Genomic DNA, 14,539 nt, shown 5'->3' on the forward strand with positions numbered 1-14,539 from the left:
CGGTAGTGGCACAGCGGGCATGTCGTGTCGGTGTTCACCGCCCAACATGCCAGGATGGTAGGGATGCGTTTACCCACCTTGCGCCGGGCTCGTAATCCCGAGCCTGGAACGATCTCCGGCACGGCACGGCTCGATCGCCGGACGAAGCGCCTTGTCGGTCGGCTCCGGCCGGGTGACATCGCGGTCATCGACCACGTGGACCTGGACCGGGTCGCGGCCGACTCGTTGGTCGCCGTCGGCGTGGCCGCGGTCCTCAACGCCAAGCCGTCGGTTTCCGGCCGGTACCCGAACCTCGGTCCGGAGGTGCTGATCCAGGCCGGTATCCCGTTGGTCGACGGCCTCGGTGAGGACGCGTTCGAGAAGATCCGCGAGGGCGACACGGTGCGGGTCGACGGTGCCGAGGTCTTCGTCGGCGACGACCAGGTGACGTCCGGGGTACGCCAGGACGCAGATTCGGTCGCCCGGGCGATGGCCGAGGCCAGGGAAGGACTCTCGGTCCAGTTGGAGGCGTTCGCCGCCAACACGATGGAGTACCTCAAACAGGAACGGGACCTGTTGCTGGACGGGGTCGGCGTACCGGACATCGAGACCAGGATCGCCCGCCGGCACTGCCTGATCGTGGTCCGGGGCTACGACTACAAGGCAGACCTGGACGTGCTGCGGCCGTACATCCGCGAGTTCAAGCCGGTCCTGATCGGCGTGGACGGGGGAGCGGACGCGCTGGTCGAGGCCGGCTACACCCCCGATATGATCATCGGGGACATGGACTCGGTCACCGACGACGTGCTGCGCTGCGGCGCCGAGGTGGTCGTCCACGCCTACCGCGACGGCCGGGCGCCGGGCATGGACCGGGTCCGCGAACTCGGGGTGGAGTCGTTGACCTTCCCGGCGGCGGCTACCAGCGAGGATCTCGCCATGCTGCTCGCCGACGAGAAGGGCGCGTCGTTGATCGTCGCGGTCGGTACCCACGCCACCCTTGTCGAGTTCCTCGACAAGGGGCGGGGCGGGATGGCCTCCACTTTTCTGACCCGGTTGAAGGTTGGCGGTAAGCTGGTCGATGCCAAAGGGGTGAGCCGGCTGTACCGGCAGAGCATTTCCGGCTCGTCGCTGCTGCTGTTGGTGCTCTCCGCGATCGCCGCGATGGCGTCCGCCGTGGCGGTTTCCACGGTCGGTAAGGCCTATCTCGGGGTGGCATCCGAGTGGTGGGACAATTTCGTCTTCCAGTTGGGTCAGCTCTTCTAGCGCGGCCGAAACTTCTGGTCAGCGCAGACGGATCGGAGAAGGCGGCAAGTGTGATCAACTTCCGTTACCACGTGGTGTCGCTCACCGCGGTGTTCCTCGCCCTGGCGATCGGCCTCGTGGTCGGCACCGCTGCGCTGAACGGCCCGGTTGCCGATTCTCTGAGCGACAACGTGAATGCGCTCCGCAAGGACAACACGCAGTTGCGGGAGACAGTCAATTCGCTGCGCGAGGAGGTCAACCGCGAGGAGGACTTCGTCGCCGAGGCCGCGCCGATCCTGCTCGCCGACAAGCTGGCCGGCCGCCGGCTGCTGGTGATCTGCCTGCCCAGCGGTCGGGACCACGCTGAAGGCGTGATGGCCGCGCTCGACCTCGCCGGAGCGACGCTGACCGGCCGGATCGACGTGCAGGACAAGTTCGTCAACCCCGACAACAGCGTGGAGCTGCTGGAGCTCGCCACGGCGGCGGCCCGCCCCACCATCCCCACCACCGGGTTGCCCGGCAACAGCGACGGGGTGGAGACCTCCAGCGCTCTGCTGGCCAGCGCGCTGGTCGACCGGGAGGAGCCGCCGGCGGTCGAACCGGCGGACCTCGCGGCGCTGCTCGACGCGTACGGCGACGCCGGCTACATCACCGTCGAGCAGGAGGTCACCGGACCGGCCGAAGCGGTCGTCGTGGTCAGCGGGCAGCCGTACGTCGACCGGGACGCCGCCAAGAAGGACGCCGCGGTGGTCACCATGGTGGTGCAGTTCGACCGGGTCAGCCAGGTCGTGGTGGCTGGCACCGGCTCCAGCGACGGGAACCTGATCTCCGCGGTCCGCAACGACCCCACGCTGACCCAGTCGATCTCGACCGTGGACAACGGCAACACGACCGCCGGCCAGGCGGTGACGGCGCTCGCCGTGGCCGAGCAGTTCACGCTCGACCAGGCCGGGCATTACGGGCTCGGCGCGGGTGCCACGTCGTTGATGCCGAAACGTCCTGAATAGCGCCCTGTCGACGGAGTGAGCCCCTGATGTCGAACCGTGGCCCGCTGAGCCTGTTACTGCTCGGTGCCGCCGGCACCGTCGCAGCCCGCGTCGCACTGCGCACCGCCAAGCGGGTCGCACCCCGTGGCGCACTGGAGCGCACCAACTTCCGGGGCCGCTCGGTGAGCCTCGCCGGCGGACCGGCGCTCGCCGCCGCCGCGTCGACCGCCGCCGCGTTCGGAGCCGCGAGCCCGCCCGCCGCAGCGGCGGCGCTGGTCGCCGGTGCCGGTTCCGGAGCGGTCGGGCTCTACGACGACATCGTCGGCGCCCGACCGGACCAGCGGGCGGCCAAGGGCTTCGCCGGGCATCTCTCGGCGCTGCGGTCGGGCCGGGTGACCAGCGGGCTGGTCAAGATCGTGGGGGTCGGCGCCGCCGCCACCGTCGCGGCCGCGCTGCTCGCCGTGGACCGCCGGGACACCGCCCGCCGACCGGTCCTCCGGGCGGCCGACACACTACTCGGCGCCGGCGTGATCGCCGGCACCGCCAACCTGGTCAACCTGTTGGACCTGCGGCCCGGGCGAGCGGCGAAGGCCGGGCTGCTGATCGCCGCCCCGTTGCTGGCCGGCCTGACGGCGGGCACCGCCGCAGGGACCAGCGGTGCGGTTCTCGGGCTGCTCCGCGACGATCTCGACGAGCAGGTGATGCTCGGCGACTGCGGCGCCAATGCGCTCGGTGCCCTGCTCGGGGTCGCCGTCGCGCAGCGTACCGGGCCGGTCGGCCGCGCGGTCGTGCTCGCCGGGCTCGCCGGGCTGACGGCGGCGAGCGAGCGGGTCAGCTTCACCCAGGTGATCGCACGCACCCCCGGCCTGCGTGAGTTCGACGCCCTCGGCCGCCGGACACCCTGACCAGGACGCGGCAATGACCAATTCGGCGGTCGGCACCCGGGTCGCCGGTGCCGCGGCGCTGATCGCGGTGCTCACCGTGGCGAGCCGGCTGGCCGGGGTCGGCCGTACCGCGGTTTTCGCCTGGTCGGTGGGGCCGACCGCGCTGGGTGACATCTACACTGCCGCCAACACGATTCCCAACATCATCTTCGAGATCGTCGCCGGGGGAGCGCTGGCCAGCCTCGTGGTGCCGCTGCTCGCCGGTGCGGTGGCCGCCGGTGACCGTACCGCCGTGTCCGCGACCACGTCAGCGCTGCTCACCTGGACGCTCGGCCTGCTGATCCCGCTCGCGGTGCTGCTCGCGTTCGCGGCCGGGCCGATCGTGCGGCTGCTCGCCGCCGACGCCGGTGCCGCGCAGATCGACGCCGGCACGCTGATGCTGCGGCTGTTCGCCCCGCAACTTCCGCTGTACGGGATCGCCGTGGTGCTCACCGGAGTGCTGCAGGCACACCACCGGTTCGCCTGGCCGGTGATCGCCCCGCTGCTGTCCAGCGTCACGGTGATCGGCACCTACCTGACCTTCGCCGCCACCGAGGGACGGCTGGCCGACCTGCCCGGGGTGGGTACGTCAGGCCAGCTGCTGCTGGCCGCCGGCACCACCGGTGGGGTGGCCGTGCTGTCGCTGTGCCTGTTCGTGCCGCTGCGCCCACTGGGTCTGCGGCTGCGACCCGGCCTCCGGTTCGTCGGCGCGGCCCGCGACGCAGTCGGCGGGCTGGCGGCGGCCGGCGCGGTCACCGTCGGCGCGCAGCAGGTCGCCGTGCTGGTCGCGGTCTGGCTCTGCTTCGCCGGTGGCGCGCCGCAGGGCAGCGTCGTGCTGTTCATGCTGGCCCAGACGGTGTTCCTACTGCCCTGGTCGGTGCTCGCGGTGCCGCTGGCGACCGCCGCCTACCCGACCCTGGCCGCAGCCCACAGCCACGGGAACATCGCCGGGTACCGGTCCAACCTCGGTCCGGCCCTGCGCGGCGTGGTCCTGCTCTGCTGTCTCGGCGCGGCCGTCCTGGTCTCCGTCTGCGTCCCGGCTGCGGCCTTTCTGGTCCCGGCCGGGCAGGCCGGGACGCTGGCCGCCGGCGTCGCCGGCTTCGCTCCGGGCCTGATCGGCTACGGTATGTTCGCGATCGGCTCCAGGGCGCTGTACGCGGCCGGCCGCCCGGCACCTGCCACCGCAGCGGTGGCCGCCGGCTGGAGCTGCGTGATGGTCGCCGCCCCGGTGCTGTCACTGGTGCTGCCCGACCGCGACCGGGTCTTCGCCTTGGCGCTGGCCAACGCGCTCGGCATGTCGGTGATGGGGCTGCTGCTGGTCGCGGCCCTGCGCCGGGTCGCCGGTGGCGCCGCGCTGACCGGGCTCGGCCGGGCGGTGGCGACCGGTCTGGTAGCCGGCGTCGTCGCGGCGGCTGCGGGCGCCGGCGTGGCGTACCTGACCGGGCCGGGGTCGACCACCCCGAGCGTGCCCGGCGTGCTGCTGCAGGGCATGCTGTCCGGGGCGACCGGGTTGGCGGTCTTTCTCGCGGTGTCCCTGCCTGCGGACCGCCACGATCTGCGGCCGATGGTCGTTGGCGCGGTGCGCCGGACCCGGCGGCTGGCGGCCGGCCGGCGACGGGACGGGAAGGGGACGGAGTCGCGGTGAGTGATCCGACGGACGATCGCTGGGCCGGTACGGTCCTGCTGCTGATCGGCTCCAGCACGGGCGGTATCGGCCAGCACGTCGCATCCCTGAGCCGGGGCCTGGTGTCTGGCGGGGCGCGGGTGATTGTGTGCGGTCCGCTCGCCGTCGAACAGCAGTTCCGGTTCACCGCGTCCGGTGCCCGGTTCGTCCCGGTGGAGATCCCGGCCAACCCGACCCTGGCCGACGCCCGCGCGGTGACCGCGGTCCGCCGCGTCCTCGCCGACGGGGTCGACGTGGTGCACGCGCACGGACTACGCGCCGGGTTCGTCGCGGCGCTCGCCCGACCGTCCGCGCCGATCGTGGTGACCTGGCACAACAGCATCCTCGTCGGCGGGCTGCGGGGTCGACTGGCGCGGCTGGTCGAGCGGCGGGTGGCGCGGGCCGCCCGGGTGACCCTCGGTGCCTCGGCCGACCTAGTCGAGCGGGCGGTGGCGCTCGGCGCGCCTGACGCCAGGCTCGGCCCGGTTGCGGCGCCGGAGTTGCCCGCGCCGAGACGCAGCCGTGCCGCAGTGCGCGCGGAATTCGGTGTCGGCGCCCATCAACCGCTGGTGCTCTCGGTCGGCCGGCTGCACCCGCAGAAGCGCTACGACCTGCTGGTCGACGCCGCCGCCGGATGGCGCGAACTGACTCCACCGGCGCAGGTGGTGATCGCCGGCACCGGGCCGAGCTACCTGTCCCTGGCGGCGCAGATCTCGGCGGTACGGGCACCGGTCACCCTACTCGGCCACCGTCATGACGTGTCCGACCTGCTGCTCGGCGCCGACCTGGCGGTCGTCTGCAGCGACTGGGAGGCTCGACAGTTGTTCGCCCAGGAGGCGTTGCGGGCCGGCGTACCGTTGGTGGCGACCGCGGTCGGCGGGCTGCCCGAACTGGTCGGCGACGCCTGCCGGTTGATTCCACCCGGCGACCTGGCCGCGCTGGACGGCGCCGTGCGCGAGTTGCTGAGCGACCATCAGCAGCGGGCCGACCTGGCCGACCGTGGACCCCGGCGAGCCGCCGGCTGGCCAAGCGACGCGGACAGTCTCGACCTGGTCCGCGCTGTCTACCGGGAGCTGACCGGCGGGCGGGAGGTAGCCGGCGGGCAGTCGGTGCCGGGCCGCCGTGCCGGGCCGACCGACCGCGACGACCGACCGGTGGACGGGAGCGGCTGATGCGTCACCGGATCGTGCCGCTGCTGCTGACGTCGATGCTGCTGGCCGCCGGCGTGGCGGCACTGGCCGACCGGCCGGCGGTGGGTACCTCCGGTCGCAGCGCGGACTACGTGGTCATTGTCGGAGTGCCGGGCCTGCGCTGGGACGACGTCGACCGGCGGACGACGCCGACGCTGTGGCGGCTGGCGGAGCAGGGCTCGATCGCCGCACTGGCGGTGCGGTCCGCGCAGCGGCCGACCTGTCCGGCCGACGGGTGGGTCACCCTCGGTGCCGGCAACTACGCGGCGTACGACGGGATCACCGGCACCACCGGCGACGGCACCTGCCCGCTGGCGCAGATCGCCGTCGAGCAACCTGACGGCATCGGTGGATACCTGACCTCGCAGCCCGCGACGGTGCGCCTCAATCAGGAACGTCTCACCTGGGGTGCGGTGCCCGGCGCGTTGGCCGAGTCGGTGCGGTGCACGGTGGCCATCGGGCCGGGTGCCGCGCTGACCGCCGCCCGGCCTTTCGGCCGGGTCGACCGCTACGAGCCGCAGCTCCCGCCGGACCCGGCGGACCTGCTCGCCTCCTGCGTGTTGAGCGTCGTTGACGCCGGAGTGGTTGCCGGTTCCGACCCGACCGAACGGGCAGCCGCCGCACGGCGGGCCGACGAGACGCTGGCGCGGGTTCTGGCGGCTCGCCCGCAGCGCTCACTCGTGCTGGTCGCCGGGCTGGCCGACACCGGCGCACCGACCCGGCTGCACGTGGCGGTCGCCGACGGTCCCGGCTGGGAGACGGGTTGGATGACGTCGCCGACCACCGGCCGGGACGGCTACCTGCAGTTGGTGGACCTGGCACCGACCGCGCTGCACGTGCTCGACCGGGATCAACCCGACGGGCTGTTCATCGGCCAGCCGGCGAGTTCGGCACCTGGCCGGCCGGAGGACCTCGCGACGGCGATCGCGTACCCGGCCGACGCGGACCGGGAGGCCCGCGCCCAGCGGCGCGCCGCGGTCTGGTTCTTCGGCCTGCTCGCCGGGTTCCACACCGCACTCGCCGTGGCCGTCGTACCGTTGCTGCGCCGGGTGCGCCGCACCGCAGGGCGGCCTGGCCCGGACCCGGTCACTCGGCGGGCCAACGCCGTCATGGAGGTCCTGCTGATCGCGGCCGCGCTCGCCATCCCGGCGGCGCTGCTCGCCGAGGTGGTGCCCTGGTGGCGCAGCGGCCGGCCCGGCCCCGCGTTGGCCGTGGCGACGGTGCTGGTGGTCGCCGCCGCGACGGCGGCGGTCCGGATCAGCCGTTCCTACCGACGCACGCTCGCCCCGATGACGCTGGTCGCCACGATCGCGGCGGCGGTCGTCGCCGCCGACGTGCTGACCGGCGCCAGGCTGCAACTCAACGGCGTAGCCGGATACTCCGCCTCCGAAGGCGGTCGCTACGCCGGGCTCGGCACGGTGGGACTGGGGGTGCTGATCGCCGGCACCCTGCTGGCCGCCGGCTGTCTGGCCCAGCGGGTCCGGCGTGGTTGCCGGGTGACGGTGGTGGTCACCATCGGTGGTGCCGCGGTGATCCTGGTCGGCAGCCCCTACCTGGGTGCCGACCCGGTCGGAGCGATCGCGTTGACCGCCGGAGTGGCGGTCACGGCGGCGATCAGCACCGGGGGTTGGCTGAGTGTGCCCAGAGTGGCGTGGGCGACGGTCGCGAGTCTGCTGGTGACCGCCGGCTTCGCACTGCTCGATTTGCAGCGGCCGGAGACTGAACGGGGCAGCTTGGGACGGTTCCTCACCGCACTGGCCGACGGCACCGGCGGGCTCACCCTGCACCGTTCCTCGGCGGCCAACATGTCGGCCCTGCTGAGCAGCCCGTTGACGGTGCTGACGCTGGTCGCGGCGGTACTCGTGTGGTTCGCCCTGCTGCAGCCGTGGGGCGGGCTGAAACGGCTGTTCGGCATCTATCCGGCGGTGCGGGCGGCGATGGCCGGCATCGCCGTGTCGTCGGTGATCGGCGGCGGTCTTGCGGGTTCTGCGCTGGACGTGGCCGGTGCGGCGGCGGCGGTGACCGTGCCGTTGGCCGCGTTGGTGGCGTTGCGGGTGCTCGGGCACTCGGCGGACCGGACCAGACCGTCCACCGGCCAGACGGGCCCGCCCGGCCCGGCCGAGCAGAGCCCGGCAAAGGCACCCGACGAGGTCAGCGGGTCCGCTGTTTCGGCAGGTGTTACCGTGGAGTCCCGTGGATCGCGCCAGCAGCTTCATCAGTGACGCGCCGGTCTGCACGACCAGTCAGACGACCCACGGGAGCACGCCTTGGCCCCTTCGACACAGACGGTACGGCACATTTTCGTCACCGGGGGCGTCGCGTCCTCACTCGGCAAGGGGTTGACCGCATCCAGTCTGGGCAACCTGCTCAGCGCTCGCGGACTCCGAGTGGTGATGCAGAAGCTCGACCCGTACCTCAACGTCGACCCCGGCACGATGAACCCCTTCCAGCACGGTGAGGTGTTCGTCACCGACGACGGCGCCGAAACCGATCTCGACGTGGGGCACTACGAACGGTTCCTCGACCGTGACCTGTCCTGCAAGGCCAACGTGACCACCGGTCAGATCTACTCCGAGGTCATCGCCAAGGAACGCCGGGGCGAGTACCTCGGCGACACGGTGCAGGTGATTCCGCACATCACCAACGAGATCAAAGCCAGGATCCGGGCGATGGGAGAGCCCGACGAGCACGGGTTGATCCCGGACGTGGTGATCACCGAGGTGGGCGGCACCGTCGGCGACATCGAGTCGTTGCCGTTCCTGGAGGCGATCCGCCAGGTCCGTCACGACGTCGGCCGGGACCGCTGCTTCTACCTGCACGTGTCGCTGGTTCCCTACCTGGTGCCGTCCGGCGAGCTCAAGACGAAGCCGACGCAGCACTCGGTCGCCGCGCTGCGCAGCATCGGTATCCAGCCGGACGCGATCGTGTGCCGCTCCGACCGGGAGATCCCGGACAAGTTGAAGCACAAGCTGTCGCTCTACTGTGACGTGGACCGGGAAGCGGTCATCGCCGCCCCCGACGCGCCGAGCATCTACGACATCCCGAAGGTGCTGCACCGGGAGGGCCTCGACGCCTACGTGGTGCGCCGGCTGGGTCTGTCCTTCCGCGACGTCGACTGGACCAGCTGGGACGACCTGCTGGAGCGGGTGCACCATCCGCGGCACACCGTCACCGTGGCGCTGGTCGGCAAGTACGTCGACCTGCCGGACGCGTACCTGTCGGTGACCGAGGCGATCCGGGCGGCGGGTTTCGGGCACCGGGCGCGGGTGCAGATCCGGTGGGTGCCCAGCGACGAGTGTGTCAGCCCGAACGGTGCCGCCGCCGCGCTCAGCGGGGTCGACGGGATCGTGATCCCGGGCGGATTCGGGGTGCGGGGCATCGAGGGCAAGATCGGCGCGGCCCGGTACGGGCGGGAGAACGGCGTCCCGGTGCTCGGGCTCTGCCTCGGCCTGCAGTGCATGGCGATCGAGGTGGCCCGCAACGGTGCCGGTCTGGCCGGTGCCAACTCCGCCGAGTTCGACGAGGAGGTTGAACACCCGATCATCGCGACCATGGCGGACCAGGAGCAGATCGTCGCCGGCAAGGGGGACATGGGCGGCACGATGCGCCTCGGCGGGTACCGGGCGCTGCTGGCTGAAGGCTCGATCGTCGCGCAGGCGTACGGGGCGACCGAGGTCAGTGAACGGCACCGGCACCGCTACGAGGTGAACAACGCGTACCGGGAGGTGTTGGAGAAAGCCGGGTTGCGGATCTCGGGCACCTCGCCGGACGGCCGGCTGGTCGAGTTCGTCGAGCTGGACCGGGCTGAGCACCCGTTCTTCGTCGCCACTCAGGCCCACCCGGAGCTGAAGAGCCGCCCGACCCGGCCGCATCCGCTGTTCCATGCCTTCGTCGGTGCGGTGATCACGTATTCGGAGGCCGACCAGTTGCCGGTGGATCTGGCGCCGGCCCCCGGAGGCCAGGCCTGATGCGGGAGCACGGGCCGGACGCCGAAGACGGCTCGGGCGGTCACGTCTACCGGGTGCTGTCGCGGACCGACCGGTTCTCCGGCCCAATCTTCTCGGTGGTCAGCGACGAGGTGACGATGCCGGCTGGCGGTGTGGCCAGGCGGGACTACGTACGGCATGTCGGCGCGGTCGCAGTGGTCGCGCTCGACGAGGCCGGACGGGTGGTGCTGGTCCGTCAGTACCGCCATCCGGTCGGCCGGCAGCTGTGGGAACTTCCCGCCGGCCTGATCGACGTCGCCGGGGAGGAACTGCCCGCCACCGCCCACCGGGAGCTCGTCGAGGAGGCCGACCTGACCGCCGGTCGACTCGATCTGCTCGTCGATGTGCACCCGTCGCCGGGATTTTCGGACGAGACGGTCCGGATCTTCCTCGCCCGGGACCTCACCCCGGTGCCGGAGCAGGACCGGCACCATCGCCACGACGAGGAGGCGGAGCTGCAGGTCCACCTCGTCGACCTCGACGAGGCGGTCCGGATGGTACTGGGCGGCGAGATCACCAACGGTCCGGCGGTAGCCGGTCTGCTGGCTGCGGCCTGCGCCCGGCAGACGGGGTGGGCGGCGTTGCGTGCCGTCACCGAACCTGCCCCGCGCCCGCCCGGCGGCGCGGCGCGCTGACCCGGCGGCCGGCGAACGGCGGCCGGCGCGGATGTCGTCCGCCCGACCGCCGTTCGGCTTGTCGCTATCTCCGCTCGGCCACCGGTTACGCGGTGGTCGCCGAGCGGTCGGGTGGTCAGTCGCGTAGCGGCCGACCCTGGGCGTCGGTGCCGCCGTTGACCAGGACGAGAATCCCGTCGATCAGGCCCCAGAGCGAACCGAGGCCGCAGGTGACGACGCTGACGACCAACTGGAGTACGGCGATCTTGGTGTGGCCTGTGTAGAACCGGCCGACGCCGAAGCCGCCCAGCAGGATGCCGAGGACCCCGGCGATGATCTTGCTCTTGTCGGAGACGCCACCGGCGCCAGGATGCTGAGGAAAGGTCATGGAGCGGCAATGTAGTGACCTTGGTCCAGGTCGTCGCAGCGAAGGTCCGGATCCTGGGAAAACCGCGGACCGCGCTCACCTGGTGGTCCCTGGCCTTCACTCCATGTGATCGCCTGGGCGGTGGTCGCTCGGAATGACACACCGTCAAGCCGTGCCGTCATCGACTGTCAACGTGCCGGCTGTCGGACCTGTCGACCGGATCTAGACTTCGCCGGGAGACAAGTTCGGGCAGCGTGGCCCGCGGAAAGGTGACGGCGACGTGAAGGTTGGCATTCCCCGCGAGGTCAAGAACCACGAGTACCGGGTGGCGATCACCCCGGCCGGGGTGCACGAGTTCACCCGGGCCGGTCACCAGGTGACGGTGGAGACCGGCGCCGGCGTCGGATCCGCCATCACCGACGACGAGTTCGCCGCCGCCGGGGCGAGCATCGCCCCGAGCGCCGACGACGTCTGGGCGAGTGCCGACCTGGTCCTCAAGGTGAAGGAGCCAGTCGCCGAGGAACACCACCGGATGCGACCCGGCCAGGTCCTCTTCACCTACCTGCACCTCGCGGCGTCGCGAGAGTGCACCGACGCCCTGCTGCGCCAACGGGTCACCGGAATCGCGTACGAAACGGTGGAGAACGCCGACCGTTCCCTCCCGCTGCTCGCACCGATGTCCGAGGTCGCCGGTCGGCTGGCCGCACAGGTCGGCGCGTACCACCTGATGCGTCCCGGCGGTGGCCGCGGCGTGCTGATGGGCGGGGTCCCCGGCGTCTACCCGGCGAAGGTGGTGGTCATCGGGGCCGGGGTGTCCGGGATGAACGCGGCCGTGATCGCGGCCGGGATGCACGCCGACGTCCTGCTGCTCGACCGGGACATCAGCAAGCTGCGTCAGGCGGACGCGATCCACCAGGGGCGGATGAAGACGGTCGCGTCGAACACCTACGAGGTCGAGCGGGCGGTGATCGACGCGGACCTGGTGATCGGCGCGGTCCTGGTGCCCGGAGCGAAGGCACCCAGGATCGTCACCAACGAACTGGTGTCCCGGATGAAGCCCGGCAGTGTGCTCGTCGACATCTCGATCGACCAGGGCGGGTGTTTCGAGGACTCCCGGCCCACCACCCACGCCGAACCCGTCTACCCGGTCCACGACTCGGTCTTCTACTGCGTGGCGAACATGCCCGGCGCCGTCCCGCACACCAGCACGTACGCGTTGACCAACGTCACCCTGCCGTACGCCCTCGAACTCGCCAACCGGGGCTGGCGCGACGCGCTGCGTCACGATCGGGCTCTCGCCGCCGGTCTGAACACCCACGACGGCGAGATCACCTCCGGTCCGGTGGCCGAGGCACATGGCCTGAGCAGCCGGTCGTTGGCCGAGGTGCTGGGCTGACCGGCGACGCGCCGCCGCAGACGGTGCCGCCGGCCCCTGCGCTGCGGCACGCGGTCCGCAGCTACCTGGACCACCTGACCGTCGAACGCGGGCTGTCCCAGCACACCCTCCGGTCCTACCGGCGCGACCTGGACCGCTACCTCGGCACGCTGGCGCACCTGGGGATCGCTGAACTTGCCGAGGTGGGGCCGGTGCAGATCACCGGGCACCTCGCCGCGCTGCGGGCCGGCGCCGACGGGCAGCCGCCGCTGTCGGCCGCGTCCACCGCCCGGGCCGCCAGTGCCATCCGCGGGCTGCACCGGTTCGCCGTCCGGGAGGGACACGCCGACTCCGACGCCGGCCGCGACGTCCGTCCCGCCGTCCCGCCGCGCCGGCTGCCCCGGGCGCTCGACGTCGACCAGGTCGAACGGTTGCTGACCGCCGCCGGCGCGGTGGACGGTCCGGTGCCGCCGCTGGCCGTACGCGACCGGGCACTGCTGGAGTTCCTCTACGGCACCGGGGCGCGGATCTCCGAGGCGGTCGGTGCCGCCGTCGACGACCTCGACCTGGACACCGGGACGGTCCTGCTCCGTGGCAAGGGCGGCCGGCAGCGGGTGGTCCCGGTCGGCGGGTACGCGGCCGACGCGCTGCGGGCCTATCTGACCCGGGTGCGGCCGGCACTCGTGGCGGCGGGCCGGGGCAGCCCGGCCGTCTTCCTCAACGCGCGGGGCGGGCAGCTGTCCCGGCAGAGCGCGTGGACGGTGCTGCGGCGCGCCGCTGAGCGCGCCGGGTTGCCGGTGAGCGGGGCACATCCGGTTTCCCCGCACACCCTGCGGCACTCGTACGCCACCCATCTGCTCGACGGCGGCGCGGACGTACGGGTGGTCCAGGAACTGCTCGGCCACGCGTCGGTGACCACCACTCAGGTCTACACGCTGGTGACCGTCGACCGGCTCCGCGAGGTCTACGCCACCGCGCATCCGCGGGCCCGTGGTTGACCCGTTCCGCGAGCCTGCGGTCGATCCGTAGGCGGATGCGGGTGCGGGCGTCGGGCGTACCCGGGTCATGCCGGGTCGACACGCCGGACCGGTGTCCGCCGCACCCCGGCCGGGTGGCGTACAGTCGGGCAACGGCGCGGCTTTCGTACGGCGGCAGGCGAAGGCCCCGCAGCGGCGACGCCGCTGCAGACGCCGGTCGGCTCCGGCGCCGAGCAGTCGTCGGGAGGGGGCGCACAGGACATGGCGGGCAACAGTGACCGTGCCGAGGCGTGGACCTCGACGCTCCGCGAACAACAGGCAGGGCTCGATCTGAGCGCGGAGCTCGGTCCCGCCGATCCGACCGCCTACACCATGCGCAAGCCGATCCCCGAGCCGATGCCGACCGACCGGCACGGCCCGGCGCGGGTCATCGCGATGGCCAACCAGAAGGGCGGCGTCGGCAAGACCACCACGACGATCAACCTCGGTGCCGCGTTGGCCGAGTACGGTCGCCGGGTGCTGCTGGTCGACTTCGACCCGCAGGGCGCGCTGTCGGTCGGGCTCGGGGTCAACCCGCACAACCTCGATCTGTCGGTCTACAACCTGCTGATGCAGGACGACGTCACTGCCGAGGACGTGCTGATCAAGACCGACGTCGCCGGTCTGCACCTGCTGCCGGCCAACATCGACCTGTCGGCCGCGGAGATCCAGCTGGTCAACGAGGTTGCCCGGGAGATGGCCCTGGCCCGGGTGCTCAAGTCGATCCGCAAGGAGTACGACTTCGTTCTGATCGACTGCCAGCCCTCGCTCGGTCTGCTGGCGATCAACGCGCTCACCGTGGCACACGGTGTGCTGATCCCCCTGGAATGCGAGTTCTTCAGCCTGCGTGGGGTGGCGCTGCTGCTGGACACCATCGACAAGGTCCGCGAGCGGCTCAACTTCGACCTGGAGCTCGAAGGCATCCTCGCCACGATGTACGACAGCCGCACCACCCACTGCCGGCAGGTGCTGCAGCGGGTGGTCGAGGCGTTCGGCGACAAGGTCTACCAGACGGTCATCACCAAGACAGTGAAGTTCCCCGAGTCGACGGTGGCCGGCGCACCGATCACCAGTCTCGACCCGGCCTCGTCCGGCGCCCGCAACTACCGGCAGCTGGCCCGCGAGGTCATCGCGCACCAGGCGGAGCGCTAACCTGCGGTGCAGCTCGTCGAGCAGGTGGACTACGGTCGACGGGTGA

At 72.0% G+C, this 14,539-nt stretch carries 11 protein-coding genes and 1 pseudogene; 11 read left to right on the top strand and 1 reads right to left on the bottom strand.

Annotation, left to right across the window (positions count from 1 at the left end; genetic code table 11):
* Window positions 1-63 precede the first annotated feature (63 nt).
* The 8 genes and pseudogenes from steA to O7610_RS05480 all read left to right on the top strand — a co-directional run bounded on the left by steA (window position 64) and on the right by O7610_RS05480 (window position 10,604).
* Entirely contained in the window at window positions 64-1,242 is a 1,179-nt protein-coding gene (steA, locus tag O7610_RS05445) for a putative cytokinetic ring protein SteA (protein ID WP_281554643.1), read from the top strand.
* A 50-nt stretch (window positions 1,243-1,292) separates the two neighbouring features.
* Window positions 1,293-2,228, top strand: a complete 936-nt coding sequence (locus O7610_RS05450; protein ID WP_281554644.1) for a copper transporter — start codon at window positions 1,293-1,295, stop codon at window positions 2,226-2,228.
* Window positions 2,229-2,254: 26 nt separating this feature from the next.
* The gene (locus tag O7610_RS05455; RefSeq protein ID WP_281554645.1) at window positions 2,255-3,112 is read left to right on the top strand and encodes a hypothetical protein; all 858 of its coding nucleotides are present in this window, start codon (window positions 2,255-2,257) and stop codon (window positions 3,110-3,112) included.
* Between the two features lie 13 nt (window positions 3,113-3,125).
* Window positions 3,126-4,775 (top strand): murein biosynthesis integral membrane protein MurJ, encoded by a 1,650-nt coding sequence (gene murJ / locus O7610_RS05460; RefSeq protein ID WP_281554646.1) that lies wholly within the window; start codon window positions 3,126-3,128, stop codon window positions 4,773-4,775.
* Window positions 4,772-5,965: a glycosyltransferase family 4 protein gene (locus O7610_RS05465; RefSeq protein ID WP_281554647.1), complete on the top strand. Its 1,194-nt coding sequence runs from the start codon at window positions 4,772-4,774 to the stop codon at window positions 5,963-5,965. The genes murJ and O7610_RS05465 overlap by 4 nt, the downstream gene beginning before the upstream one ends.
* A pseudogene (locus O7610_RS05470) lies at window positions 5,965-8,097 on the top strand (hypothetical protein); the annotation flags it as partial. The gene O7610_RS05465 and the pseudogene O7610_RS05470, both read left to right, overlap by 1 nt.
* Window positions 8,098-8,250: 153 nt before the next feature.
* Window positions 8,251-9,951, top strand: coding sequence for a CTP synthase (gene pyrG, locus O7610_RS05475; RefSeq protein ID WP_281554649.1), 1,701 nt, complete (start codon window positions 8,251-8,253; stop codon window positions 9,949-9,951).
* Window positions 9,951-10,604 carry an NUDIX domain-containing protein gene (locus O7610_RS05480; RefSeq protein WP_281554650.1) on the top strand — a complete coding sequence of 218 codons (654 nt, stop codon included), beginning with the start codon at window positions 9,951-9,953 and terminating at the stop codon, window positions 10,602-10,604. The genes pyrG and O7610_RS05480 overlap by 1 nt, the downstream gene beginning before the upstream one ends.
* Before the next feature lie 115 nt (window positions 10,605-10,719).
* Here the strand turns inward: O7610_RS05480 and O7610_RS05485 are convergent, their stop codons facing one another.
* Window positions 10,720-10,971, bottom strand: a complete 252-nt coding sequence (locus O7610_RS05485; protein WP_278168812.1) for a TM2 domain-containing protein — start codon at window positions 10,969-10,971, stop codon at window positions 10,720-10,722.
* Between the two features lie 259 nt (window positions 10,972-11,230).
* On the opposite strand from O7610_RS05485, the gene ald reads away from it, so the two are divergent.
* The 3 genes from ald to O7610_RS05500 all read left to right on the top strand — a co-directional run bounded on the left by ald (window position 11,231) and on the right by O7610_RS05500 (window position 14,493).
* A complete protein-coding gene (gene ald, locus O7610_RS05490) occupies window positions 11,231-12,346 on the top strand; it encodes an alanine dehydrogenase (protein WP_281554651.1) in 1,116 nt (371 codons plus the stop codon).
* A complete protein-coding gene (locus O7610_RS05495; protein ID WP_475051275.1) occupies window positions 12,343-13,323 on the top strand; it encodes a site-specific tyrosine recombinase XerD in 981 nt (326 codons plus the stop codon). Before ald ends, O7610_RS05495 begins: the two co-directional genes overlap by 4 nt.
* 240 nt (window positions 13,324-13,563) lie before the next feature.
* Complete coding sequence (locus O7610_RS05500) at window positions 13,564-14,493, top strand: ParA family protein (protein WP_281554653.1); 930 nt, start codon at window positions 13,564-13,566, stop codon at window positions 14,491-14,493.
* Window positions 14,494-14,539 lie beyond the last annotated feature (46 nt).

The sequence above is a fragment of the Solwaraspora sp. WMMA2065 genome (assembly GCF_030345075.1).
In the GTDB taxonomy this organism is placed as follows: domain Bacteria; phylum Actinomycetota; class Actinomycetes; order Mycobacteriales; family Micromonosporaceae; genus Micromonospora_E.